This window comes from Streptomyces sp. CNP082 (assembly GCF_059570535.1).
This window is the reverse complement of record NZ_JCANSZ010000106.1, coordinates 1-12,042: the sequence shown is the minus strand read 5'-3', so window position 1 is coordinate 12,042 and position 12,042 is coordinate 1. Positions and strand designations below refer to the sequence as shown.

Annotated in this window: 8 protein-coding genes and 1 pseudogene; 3 read left to right on the top strand and 6 right to left on the bottom strand. The window is 69.2% G+C overall.

The genetic code is table 11. From position 1 onward, the window contains the following. Positions 1-241 precede the first annotated feature (241 nt). From arfA to B124_RS36200, 4 genes are read right to left on the bottom strand one after another with little or no spacing between them, the layout of a single operon-like run. Entirely contained in the window at positions 242-1,798 is a 1,557-nt protein-coding gene (gene arfA, locus B124_RS36215) for an arabinosylfuranosidase ArfA (RefSeq protein ID WP_496507270.1), read from the bottom strand. A 44-nt stretch (positions 1,799-1,842) separates the two neighbouring features. Next, complete coding sequence (locus B124_RS36210) at positions 1,843-2,754, bottom strand: carbohydrate ABC transporter permease (RefSeq protein WP_496507269.1); 912 nt, start codon at positions 2,752-2,754, stop codon at positions 1,843-1,845. Then, positions 2,751-3,722 (bottom strand): carbohydrate ABC transporter permease, encoded by a 972-nt coding sequence (locus B124_RS36205; protein ID WP_496507268.1) that lies wholly within the window; start codon positions 3,720-3,722, stop codon positions 2,751-2,753. The genes B124_RS36210 and B124_RS36205 overlap by 4 nt, the downstream gene beginning before the upstream one ends. Beyond that, positions 3,719-5,059 (bottom strand): extracellular solute-binding protein, encoded by a 1,341-nt coding sequence (locus B124_RS36200; RefSeq protein WP_496507271.1) that lies wholly within the window; start codon positions 5,057-5,059, stop codon positions 3,719-3,721. Before B124_RS36200 ends, B124_RS36205 begins: the two co-directional genes overlap by 4 nt. A 585-nt stretch (positions 5,060-5,644) precedes the next feature. Here B124_RS36200 and B124_RS36195 point away from each other — a divergent pair. The 3 genes from B124_RS36195 (at position 5,645) to B124_RS36185 (ending at position 9,662) form a co-directional block, all read left to right on the top strand. Then, positions 5,645-7,279, top strand: a complete 1,635-nt coding sequence (locus B124_RS36195) for a flavin-containing monooxygenase (protein ID WP_496507267.1) — start codon at positions 5,645-5,647, stop codon at positions 7,277-7,279. Between the two features lie 84 nt (positions 7,280-7,363). Continuing rightward, positions 7,364-8,368: a UbiA family prenyltransferase gene (locus B124_RS36190; protein WP_496507266.1), complete on the top strand. Its 1,005-nt coding sequence runs from the start codon at positions 7,364-7,366 to the stop codon at positions 8,366-8,368. A gap of 79 nt (positions 8,369-8,447) precedes the next feature. Next, on the top strand, positions 8,448-9,662 hold the full coding sequence (locus tag B124_RS36185; protein WP_496507265.1) for an FAD-dependent monooxygenase: 1,215 nt from the start codon (positions 8,448-8,450) through the stop codon (positions 9,660-9,662). Positions 9,663-9,738: 76 nt separating this feature from the next. On the opposite strand, the gene B124_RS36180 is transcribed toward B124_RS36185, so the two are convergent. After that, a complete protein-coding gene (locus B124_RS36180) occupies positions 9,739-11,115 on the bottom strand; it encodes a hypothetical protein (protein WP_496507264.1) in 1,377 nt (458 codons plus the stop codon). Positions 11,116-11,902: 787 nt separating this feature from the next. Further along, a pseudogene (locus B124_RS36175) lies at positions 11,903-12,042 on the bottom strand (IS5/IS1182 family transposase); the annotation flags it as partial.

The following is a 12,042-nucleotide window of genomic DNA, read 5'->3' as shown; positions in this document are numbered from 1 at the left end:
CTGGACCTCGACGTCATGGTGGTCTTCGGCCCAGTCATCGCCGATCAGCAGCAACTCGTCCTCCTGGTCAGGAACTTCGCTTCCTCTGCAGCCTGCGGAAGGCGCGGCACGCGGCCTAATGGATCCAGTGCTCACGCCCCATGGGGCAGGCACGCCACCCCATCAACGGTCTGGCCTCCCGGCCGACCAGCAGGGGCACGGTCTGACCACAGAAGTCGGATGCTTCCGGCGAAGAAAGTGCTCACCTGCTGGCGGCTACGGCACCGAGTCTCACCGACCCGGCAAGTCCCATTAGGCGGATGACGTTCCAGGACATGGGCTCCAGCACGGCCCGCAGGACCCCGGCCGACAGCGCCGTGCCCTTCGCTCCGTGCGGGGTGACCCGGTCGGGGTCGGCCGCGGTGTTGCGGGCCTCGGGGTCGGGGTCGGACAGCACGCTGTGCTCGGCGACGGCGGTCACGCCCGTCCCGCGTACGGCGATCTCCACCGGGAGCCCGGCGTGCTGTGAGCGGTTGACCGCGAAGACCGTGACGGCGCCGCTCGCCTCGTCCCGTACCGCCGTGGCGTGCAGCAGCGGGACTTCGCCGTATCGCGCGGTGCCGTATGACGGCGAGTCGGCGCGTACGTCGAGGACCGTGCCGCGGCCGTACCGCGCCGCCTGGGCGAAGGGGTGGAACGTGGTCTGCCGCCAGGCCGTGCCGCCCGGCTCCGTCATGATCGGTGCGATGACGTTGACGAGTTGGGCGAGGCAGGCCAGCTTCACCCGGTCCGCGTGCCGCAGCAGCGCGATCAGCAGCGAGCCGACGACGACGGCGTCGGTGACGGTGTAGTTGTCCTCCAGCAGCCGCGGGGCCTCGGCCCAGTCCGGCGGGTGCTGCTCGGACTCGGCGTGGAAGCGCCGCTGGTACCAGACGTTCCACTCGTCGAAGGAGAGGTTGATCCGCTTCTTCGCCTTCAGCCGGGCCCGTACGTGGTCGCAGGTGGCGACCACGTTGTCGATGAAGGACTCCATGTCCACGGCCGAGGCCAGGAAGGAGCCGCGGTCGCCGTCCACTTCCTCGTAGTAGGCGTGCAGGGAGATGTAGTCGACCAGGTCGTAGCACTCCGTGAGGACCGTCCTCTCCCACTCGGCGAAGGCCGGCATCGCCTGGTTCGAGCTGCCGCACGCGACCAGCTCCACGCCCGGGTCGATCTGGCGCATCGCCCGCGCGGTCTCGGCGGCCAGCCGCCCGTACTCCGCGGCGGTCTTGTGGCCCGTCTGCCACGGTCCGTCCATCTCGTTGCCCAGGCACCACAGCCGGATGCCGTACGGCTCCCTGCTCCCGTGCGCGATACGGAGGTCCGCCAACGCGGTGCCGCGGGGGTGGTTGGCGTACTCCTGGAGCTCGATGGCCTCGGCGACGCCCCTGGTGCCGAGGTTGAGGGCCAGCACCGGTTCGCAGCCCGTCTTGCGGAGGAAACCGGCGTACTCGCGGAGCCCGAACTGGTTGCTCTCCGTGGTCTGCCAGGCCAGGTCGAGGCGGCGCGGCCGGTCCTGCGGAGGCCCGACGCCGTCCTCCCACTTGTAGCCGGAGACGAAGTTGCCGCCGGGGTAGCGGACGGCGGTCACCCCCAGCTCGCGGATGAGGGCCAGGACGTCGGTGCGCAGCCCGGCCGGGTCGGCGGCGGGGTGGCCCGGCTCGTAGATGCCCGTGTAGACACACCGGCCGAGGTGCTCGACGAAGGACCCGAACAGCCGCGGGCCGGCCTCGCCCGCGGTGAAGGCGGGATCGAGGGTGACGCGTGCGGTGGCGCTCATGGGTTCCTCTCTGCGGCTGTCCGGCTCGGTGCGCGGCACGGCTGTCACTTCCCCGCCAGGCCGGTGTGCGCGATGCCGCGGACGATCTGGCGCTGGAAGACGGCGAAGACCACCAGCAGCGGCAGTCCGGCCAGCACCAGGGAGGCCATCACCTGGGAGTAGCGGACGCCGTAGCTGGACTGGATGTTGACGAGACCCACCGGCAGCGTCATGCCGTTCGGGTCGGTGGTGACCAGGAAGGGCCAGAGGAAGTTGTTCCACGTATGGATGAAGACGAAGATCGAGACCGCGGCGAGAATGGGCCGGGACAGCGGCAGCACGATCGTGAAGAACACCCGCCAGCGGCCGGCGCCGTCGCAGAAGGCCGCCTCCTCCAGCTCGCGCGGCACTCCTTCGAAGAACTTCACCAGGATGAACACCATCGCGGGCACGGCCACCTGCGGCAGGATCACGCCCCAGTAGGTGTCCACCAGGCCGAGCGCCGCCATCTCCGCGAAGAGCGGTGCCATCAGCACCTGCGGCGGCACCATGATGCCGGCGAGTACGACCGCGTAGAGCGCCTTCCGGCCGCGGAATTCGGTGCGCGCGAACCCGTACGCCGCCATGGCGCACAGCAGCACGGTCAGCAGGGTGGTCATCGCCGAGATGTAGAGGGTGTTGAGCATCCAGCGGGGGATGTCCCCGGCCGCCCACACCTTGTCGTACGCGTCGAGGGTGATGCTGGAGCCGATCCAGGTGAGCGGGGTCTCGACCTCCTCTCCCATCGGCTTGAGCGAGGTGGCCAGGGCGTAGGCGAGCGGCAGCACCCAGGCGGCGGCGAGGACGAGTGCGGCCAGCAGCATGGCGATGCGGCCCCGGGTCCAGCGCGGGCGCCGGCCGCCGCCGGTGCCGCCGGCCGGGGTGGGCGCGGTGGTGGGGACCGGGTCCGGGCGGGAGGTGTCGGCCGCTGCGCTCATGAGGTGCTCTCCTGGCGTGTCCTGCGGGCGAGGTGCAGGTGGATGAGGGAGACGATGACGATGAGGGCGAAGAAGATGTACGAGGCGGCGGAGGCGTAGCCGATCCGGTAGCCGGTGAAGCCCTCCTCGAAGACGTACAGCAGGGTGGTCTTCGTGGCGCCGTCAGGACCGCCCTGGGTCATGATGTAGACCTGGTCGAAGACCTTGAGCGAGGCCAGCAACTGCAGGATCACCACCACGCCCGTGGTGCGCCGCAGGAGCGGCAGGGTGATGTGCCACAGGCGCTGCCAGGCGCTCGCGCCGTCCAGCTCGGCCGCCTCGTAGAGGTGCTGCGGGATGGACTGCAACGCGGCCAGGTAGAGCAGGAAGTTGAAGCCCACGGTCCACCAGATGGTGGTGAGCACGATGGAGAGCATCGCGTGCTGCGGGTCGGTGAGCCAGCCGATGCCCGGGTGCAGGCCGAACTCGGCGAGCACCTGGTCGGCGAGGCCGAAGTCGGCGGGATAGATGATCCACAGCCACAGGAGCCCGACGACGCCGGACGGCAGCAGGTAGGGCGCGAACCAGCTCAGCCGCCAGAGCCAGTCCACGAACCGCAGGCCGTGCGCGAGCAGCGCCATCACCAGTCCGAGCAGCACCAGCGGCACCGTGGACAGGAGGGTGAACCAGACGGTCTGCCACAGCGCCTCCCACATGTCGGGGTCGGAGAGCGCCTCGGTGTAGTTGTCGAACCCGACGTACTCGCCGCCGCTGCCGGTGATGTTGTCGCTGGTCAGGCTCATCTTGATGCCGAGCACCACGGGCCAGACCAGGAAGAGGGCGTAGACGGCGAGGAAGGGTGCGACGAACATCAGCCCGTGCTCGAACCGGCTGTGCCGGATGGCGGTGCCGCCGGGCACGGGTGCGGGGGCGCCGGGCGCCTCGTGCGCGGCGGTGGTGTCCGTCGCGGTCCGCGTGGGTACGGTCATGCCTGCTCACCTCCCGGGGTGGGCACGTCGCCGAGCGGACTGGGCGTGTCCAGCAGCTTCTTCAGGCCCTCCGTCGCCTCTTCCAGGGCGCTCCGGGGCGTACGGGATCCCGTGAACACTCCGGAGAAGATGTGCCCCAGCTCCAGCCACATGAGAGAGGCGGAACCCGCGAACCAGGCGGGCGGGTCGAGTGCGACGTGGTCGATCACGTGGCGGTACTCGGACTGCGGCTCCAGCTTCAGGTAAGCGGGCTTGCTGAGCGTGGGGGTGTACGCGGGTATGTGCCCGCCGCTGGCCCAGTCGGCCGAGTGCGTGAGCATCCAGGCGACGAACCGGTGGGCGGCGCGGTTGCTCGCGCCGCCGCGGTCCTCCTGGTGCGGCAGGACGAAGGAGTGGCAGTCGGCCTGAGCGGCGGGGCGGCCGAGGAGGTTCGGCACCGGGGCCATGGAGAACGGCAGCCCGGTCTCCAGATACGTGCTGACCTCCCAGTCGCCGTTGAACGCCAGGCCCGTCTCGCCCGCGTTGAAGATCCCGACGCTGCCCTGGTAGTCGGCGACGCGGACGGCGAGTCCTTCGTGGGTGAGCATGCGCATGAACTCCAGCACGCGCAGGGCCTTGTCCTCGTCGAGGGTGAGGCGGGTGCCGGTGTCGTCCAGCAGGGTGCCGCCGGTCTGCGCGTAGAAGGTGGCGAAGACCCGGGCCGGGCCCGCCGCATCCAGGCCGGTGGTCTCCATGACCAGCGGCGGCTTGCCGGTCACCCGGCGGATCGCGCGCAGCGCGTCGGTGAACTCCCCGACGCCTTCCAGGGTCTTGATCCGCCCGTCCGGCCCCAGCAGCCCCGCCTGCTCGCAGATCTCGGTCTGGTAGTAGAGCACGAGGGGGTGGGTGTCGAGCGGAACGGCGTACTGCTCGCCGCCGATGGTGCCGCGGTCCCAGATCTCCGCGGGAAAGTCCGCGGGGCGTACCCCGTGCTCGGCGAGCAGATCGAGGTCGAACGCGTCCAGCAGCTTCCCGGGGCCGAAGCCCGGCAGCCGCGTCAGGTGCAGCACCGCCACCTCGGGCGCCCGGCCCCCGGCTCCGGCCATGCCGAGCTTGGTGTAGTACGGCGCCCCCCACTCCAGTTGGGCCGCGTCCAGCCCGATGCCGGGGTGCTCGGCTTCGAACGCGTGGAGCATCGCCTGCATGGTGACGCCGTCACCGCCGCCGAACAGGTGCCAGTAGCGCAGCGGGGTCTTGCCGGGCGCCGCGGAGGAGGGCGCGGCACAGCTCGCCGTGCCGGCCGCGCCCGCGCCGGTGAGCGCGGCGAGCCCGGCAAGCCCCGCGGCGGAGCCGAGCAGACGCCGGCGACTCGGGTGTGGAACGGAGGGGACGGATGGCGGTAGGGACATGGGGCTCCTTACCGAGGCAGGTTGTTCGCGATATCGAACGATGACCGGCTTTCCGGACGGAAAGTAGGCTCGAAGCGTGTCCACGTCAATGCCGGACGAGCACGAATCCTCTCCGGTCCGCTTCGCGCCCGGCGCGCTGCCGCGCCGCACCGGCGGGCAGGCTCCCCCGGCGCCACTCCGGCGGGCCGCGATGGGTCGGCAATCAAGCGAGCGCACACCGGCGCAGCCCGCGACGAAGATCGGAACACTATCGTCCGGAAAGTTGCACAGTCTGCGAAAGCTGCCCGCATATCCCTGGAAGAGCGGAAGTCTGGCCGCCGCAGCAAAGCGCGGATCTTCATGAGGCAACAGACGGTTGCGACCGCTGGATTGCATCGCTAAGTTGTCGGCACCTCAACCGGCTATCCGTGACTGAACGTGCACACATTGCAGCTTGCACCATCGTAACTCGGCTTCTTTCCATGAGCTGCAGCAGTGAGCCGGATCTGCGGTTGAGTGTTCCATCATTCGTAAATCTACGGGGGGAGAATTTACGTGAACGATTCAGGACCCAAGACACCGACCCACCTCGACTCGATCGTCATAGGCGCCGGATTCGCCGGTATCTACGCGCTGCACAAGCTCCGCAACACACTCGGCCTGAACGTGCGGGCCTTTGAGCGGGGGAACGGTATCGGGGGCACCTGGCACTGGAACCGCTATCCGGGCGCCGCCGCCGACGTCGACAGCATCGCGTACCGCTACTCCTTCGACAGCGACCTGCTGCGGGAGTGGAACTGGAAGACCCGCTACGCCACCCAGCCGGAGATCCTGGCCTATCTGGAGCACGTGGTCGACCGGTACGGCCTGCGCAAGGACATCCGGCTCGGCACCACCGTCGAGTCGCTGGCGTTCGACGAGACCTCCGGTCTGTGGACGGTACGGACCGACAGCGGCGAGGAGTTCACCGCCCGTTACGTCGTCGGCGCGCTCGGGCCGCTGTCGACCGCGAACTTCCCCGCCCTTGAGGGACGGGACAGTTTCACGGGCGCGCAGGCGCACACCGGCGCCTGGCCGGAGGACCTCGACATCACCGGCAAGAAGGTCGGGGTCATCGGTACCGGCTCGACCGGAACCCAGTTCATCGGCGCCGCCGCCACGATGGCCGAACACCTCACGGTCTTCCAGCGCTCCGCGCAGTACGTCGTCCCGGCCGGCGACGGGCCGCTCAGCGACGAGTTCATCGAGGACTACCGGCAGAACCACAAGCAGTTCTGGGAGCGGGCCTTCAACTCCCGTGTCGCCTGCGGTTTCCAGGAGAGCGAGGTCTCCGCGATGAGCGTCTCCGCGGAGGAACGCGAACGCAGGTTCCAGGAGAGCTGGGATGCGGGCAACGGGTTCCATTTCATGTTCGGCACTTTTGGTGATATCGCATTCAATCCGGAGTCGAACGACGCCGCCGCCTCGTTCATCAGGTCGAAGATAAAGGAGATCGTGCGCGACCCGGAAACCGCGCGCAAGCTCCTGCCCACCGATCTCTACGCGAAGCGGCCGATCTGCAACACCGATTACTACCAGACCTACAACCGCGACAATGTCACGCTGGTCGCCACCAAGGAGAACCCGATCGTCCGGATCACCCCGGCCGGTGTGGTGACCGAGGACGGCACCGAACACGAGCTGGACGTGCTCGTCTACGCGACGGGTTACGAGGCCATGCAGGGGAGCTACAACCGGATCGATATCCGGGGCCGGGGCGGCGTGACGCTCAAGGAGTACTGGGGCGAGGAGCCGAGCAGCTACCTCGGGATGGCCGTGAACGGATTCCCGAACCTCTTCACGGTCTTCGGCCCCAACAGCGTCTTCTCCAATCTGCCGCCCGCCCTCCAGACCCAGGTCGAGTGGATCGCGGAGACCATCGGCGCCGCCCGGGGGCGCGGAGCCGGCACGGTCGAGGCCACCGCCGCCGCGGAGAAGGAGTGGACCGCCATGTGCCGGGAGATGGCTGAGCACAGCCTGTTCGCGCAGACGGATTCCTGGATATTCGGCTCGAACATCCCCGGAAAGAAGCGGCGCACGCTCTTCTATTTCGGCGGCATCGCCGCGTACCGGGAGAAGCTGCGGGAGATCGTCGCCGCGGACTACCAGGGCTTCACACTCGATGGTGAGGCCCCGCTGACCGCACCCTGAAGGCGGGCGGCCGTGAGCCGGCCGGGTTTCCCGGCCCCAGCCCTCCGGTGACACACCACACAACAAGACGAGAGAAACAGATCCATGCCGAAAGCCGACGCTCCACCGCTGAGGGCACAGCTCGACGCCCTGCTCACCGACTCCCACGACGTGTCCGGTCGACGTCCTCCGCTGGCCACGCGCGTACGGTACGCATGTGTCATCCGGCGATTCGAATTCATGCCGGTCATCCTCACCGTCGCCTTCGCACCAGCTCTGCTGGGCGCGCATAGCTGGGCAGCGCTCTTCTCGCTCAACTCGCTGCTGGGCGTGCTCTTCTCGGTCGCCGGCATGCAGATCGGGAACATGACCAATGCCCTGGCCGACCGTGAGCAGGACGAGCTGTACAAGTCCCGGCAGTCCGAGGCCATCTACGGCCTGGGCGTCTCGCGGGTCGTCGTCCACATCGCCGTATCGACGGCCGTCAACTGCGGGCTGGCGGCCTTCCTCGCCGTCCGGACCGGGCACTGGGACCTCCTGCCGCTGGCCGCCTTCGTCGGGCTCCTCGGCTTCCAGTACTCGGTCCCCCCGCTGAAGCTGAAGGGCGCCGGCGCCTGGCAGCTCCCCACCCTGCAGCTCAGCCTCGTCTTCCTGCCCGGCTTGTTCGTCCTGCGCTCCTCCGACCACGGCGTGGAGTGGGGCAGCGTCGTGGCCCTCGCGGGTTTCGCGCTGACGCTGGTGTCCCTCTTCGTCACCAGCCACGCCGAGGACTACCTCGAAGACGAACAGTTCGGAATCAGGACGTACACCGTCGCCTGGGGACTCACCAAGACGATGTACGTCCAGTCCACGATGCTGCTCGTGGGCGCCCCGCTGCTCATCGGCTCGGTGTACGTGACCTTCGGGTTCTCCTGGGCGTTCGTCCCCTGGATCGCCGCCTGGCTGCTGAGCCAGCGTTTCCTGTTCACCGTCATCCGGGACGTACGCGACAACACGCTCGAAGCGGCGATCGAGGCGCTGCACAAAAAGTCGCTCATCGGTCCCTACCACGCCGCACTGATGGGCTGGGTCACGGTGGTGCTGGCGGTCTTCGTCCTCATCGGACGGTGAACACTCAGCGATCCCTGACTTCCTCCCCCGCAGGACTCCCTTCACAGACGCTCATCCGCAGAGAGAGGTGGCAGCCGTCATGACCGGAACAGCTTCGCCGGGCATCGTCATCGCCGGGGCCGGGATCGGAGGACTGGCCGCCGCGCTGGCTCTGCACGCCCGCGGCCTGGGCGTCACCTTGCTGGAGGAGGCGCCGGAGATACGGCCACTCGGTGTCGGAATCAATATCCAGCCCGCGGCGATCGGCGAGCTGACCGCCCTCGGTCTTGGCGAGGAACTGGCGGCCACCGGCATCGCCACCCGCGAGCACCGCTACGTGGACGCCACGGGCGCAACCGTGTGGACCGAGCCGCGCGGCACCGCCGCGGGCCACGGCTTTCCGCAGTACTCGATCCACCGCGGCGACCTGCAGATGATGCTCCTCGACGCGGTGCGCGCACGCCTCGGAGCTGACGCCGTCCGTACCGGGACCAGGGTGCGCGGCTTCGAGCAGGAGGCCGACGGGGTACGCGTCCACGTCAGCTCGTACTCCGCAGGCGAATCCAGCGTCGAGGCCGATGCGCTGATCGCCGGGGACGGAATGCACTCGGTCATCCGCGCACAGCTCCACCCCGGCGGGTCTCCGCTGCGCCGGACCCCCGTACGGATGTGGCGTGGCCTGAGCGAGATCCCCGAGTTCATCGACGGCAGGACGATGATCATCGCCTCCGACGACCGGACCAACCGGATGGTGGCGTACCCGTGTTCACGGCCGTACGCCGAGCGCGGCAAGGTGCTTCTGAACTGGGTGTGCCTGGCCGCGGACCGGGACTGGCAGGGCGATGTGCAGCTCAGCCCCGGCAGGCTTGAGGACCTGCTGCCGCACTTCGCCCACTGGGACTTCGGCTGGCTCGACATCCGGGCGACGTTGGAGTCGAGCCAGCAGCTCATGCACCATGTGATGGCCGACCGCGACCCGTTGGCCTCCTGGGGCGAGAACCGGGTCACCCTCCTCGGCGATGCCGCCCACCCGATGTACCCGATCGGAGCGAACGGCGGCACCCAGGCCATTCTCGACGGCGTCGCCCTGGCGGCCGAACTCGCCGACGCCGGCGACGACGTCCCGGCCGCGCTCCAGCGGTACGAGAAGGTCCGGCTCCCGGCCACCAACGCGATCGTCGAGGCCAACCGCAGCATGGACCACTCCGAACGGTCCCTGGCCGAAACCTCCGTCAACGAGATGGCCGCCAGGCTGGAGACGATCACAAGCGACTACCAGGGGGTCGTCGACCGCGCGTCGGACACCCGGCTCTGACCGGGCACGCGGCGGGCCGCTGGACGGCTCGCCGCTCCGGCATCGCCGCGGGGGCGAGCCGTGGGTGAGGCCGCCATCAGGCGGGGCCGGGACTGAACGTGCGGCAGCGCATCAACGCTGCCCGGCTCTGGGCGATGAGGTGCAGCCGGTTCGCCAGACGCCGCACGTGCCGGTGCAGTTCGGCCGGATTGAGGCACGGATAGACGTCGGCGAGGATCGCCCGGTCCTCCGCGGTCACGCCGCTGTGGCGTTCGGTGCGGCGGTACGCGGTCGTCGTCTCGAACTCCTTGCGGCAGCCGCCCTGCCCACCGCCGGAGAGCGCACGCTGCTGCGGGTAGAAGTAGTTCGCCAGCCGGGAGAGCGCGGCCCAGATCCCGTTGAGGAGGGCCTGTTCACCGGCGGATTCGTAGCGGTACCCGCCCGCGAGGTCGTGCAGCATCCGCCAGCTCTGCTGGCCGACGTGGTTACTGCCCCGGCCGACCGGGCGGGCATGCGTGAAGGTCACCCGGCGCCGCCGGCACCAGCGAAGCAGGGCCTGGTCGATCTCGGCGCCGTGACTTCCGCAGTCGAGCCCGAGCACCGGGAACGGCAGGTTCCGCGCGACCCCGTCCAGGGCGAGGGGGAGCTGGCCGGCGCCCCGGGCCGTCCGGATCTCGGTCCAGCCGGTGGCGATGTCCGTAGCAGCCACGGTCAGCAGGCAACTGCCGCCCGCCGTACCGCCGTCGTGGCGGACGACGGCGATCTCGAAGAACCCGGGGCGGCCGTGGTCCCACTCCGTCCAGGTGACGAGGGGATGTTCGCCGCGCGGCCGGGAACCGGGCCGCAGTCGCGGGGCGGTTCCGGAGGACTGCCGGTACGGGGCGAGACGGCGACTGATCGTCGCCGCCGACATGGACATGAGCAGCTCGGCGGACTGGTCGTCGAGGGATAACTCGTTGTGGTGGCGCAGCACCGGCACCAGTTCGGGAAGTACCGGCGCTAACCGCTTGCCCGCCGGCCGGTCGAGGATGGCCCAGCACAGGGTCAGTGCGGCGATGACCTCCGCGTCGTACTTCCTGCGCTTCGCCGGCTTGCCGGGCCCGGGACGTTCGGCGTTCAGAAGTGCGTTGCGGGCGTGGCTGCGGTGCCAGCCGGTCGCCGCACACACCTTGTCGAGGATGAGGGTCTTCTCCTGCTTGCCGGCCCGGGCGTAACAGGTGGCATAGGTGTGGGTGAGTGCCTTGCGCTCGGCGGGCGTCGCCGCGGACCCGACGGGCCGCGTGGCAGACTCGACGGGCGGCGTCACGGACTCGGGCGAGGCGGCGGGCGGGCGGGCCGGGGCTGCGGCGGGCCGCTCACGAAGCGCGTGCAGCGACAGAAGCACCGTCGGCCCCCTGGGGCCCGTCCGGGCCTCCGGGCAGTCCTCCGTGAAGCTGCCCGTTCCGGTCCGGACCTTGACCCTGGCTGCGCTCATGAACGTGCCCTTCGAACGCTTCGACCTCCTGGCGAGGTCCTTCACCAAATCGTCGAATGAGCAAGGCTCCGGGGCGGCAGCTTCTCCCGACTGCCCCCACGCAATTTCTTGCGTGGGGAAACCCGTCGGCAGCGGTGATACCGGGGGTGCGCCGCGTTGCGTTGAGTGAGAGGAATTTCACCGTCAGCAATCCGAAACGCCGCGGTGCGGGCACAGCCAACCCGCTGACCGGCGCAGGTACCTGTAACGACACAAACGCCGTCCCTCGCCTGAGCGAGACACGGGCGCCGACATCTGCAAACAGTGTGTCCGAGGGGTGAGTTGACCGTTATGCCCACGCCCTCGCACGAAGAACATCACTGGCCTACCCCGACCCTGCCGACCGGGCCGCTCGTCGCGCGCCTGCGGGACATCCACTGCGACTACAGCGCCGAGCCCGCCCGGCGCGGCGCCGTCGTCCTCGTCGGCCCGGACGCGGCATTCTTCCACGGCACGCCGCCCGACAACCTTCTAGCCGCACCCGGCACCAACGAGAACCAGACTGGAACACGTCATCCGTTAAACCGGCGGCGACGTCTACGACTGGGCTGCAGCCCGGCTGCCCTGAACTGGCCCCACTGGCGCCGCCGTCACCAGGCCACCGCCCGCCGCTGCCACTGCCGCCCCCGCACCCGAAGTCACGAACTCCCGCCACCTGACGGCACATCAGCCAAGCACGCTCACGAGCGTGCTCCTGACCAGCAGGAATAGCGAACTGCAACTGGAGTACTAGGTTCTGTTTCTCGGATCATGTGCGGAGCCAGATGGCCAGGGCTGCGACGGTGATGGTCCCGAGGTAGACGTAGGCGCGTTTGTCGTAGCGGGTGGCCACGGCCCGGTGGTTCTTGAGGCGATTGATCGCCCGCTCGACGACGTTGCGCTTCTTGT

Excerpts from the sequence above, each read along its gene's own strand:
- arfA (WP_496507270.1), bottom strand. The coding sequence starts at position 1,798 with ATGAGCGCCACCGCACGCGTCACCCTCGATCCCGCCTTCACCGCGGGC.
- B124_RS36190 (WP_496507266.1), top strand. The coding sequence starts at position 7,364 with ATGCCGAAAGCCGACGCTCCACCGCTGAGGGCACAGCTCGACGCCCTG.
- B124_RS36210 (WP_496507269.1), bottom strand. The coding sequence starts at position 2,754 with ATGAGCGCAGCGGCCGACACCTCCCGCCCGGACCCGGTCCCCACCACC.
- B124_RS36205 (WP_496507268.1), bottom strand. The coding sequence starts at position 3,722 with ATGACCGTACCCACGCGGACCGCGACGGACACCACCGCCGCGCACGAG.
- B124_RS36185 (WP_496507265.1), top strand. The coding sequence starts at position 8,448 with ATGACCGGAACAGCTTCGCCGGGCATCGTCATCGCCGGGGCCGGGATC.
- B124_RS36180 (WP_496507264.1), bottom strand. The coding sequence starts at position 11,115 with ATGAGCGCAGCCAGGGTCAAGGTCCGGACCGGAACGGGCAGCTTCACG.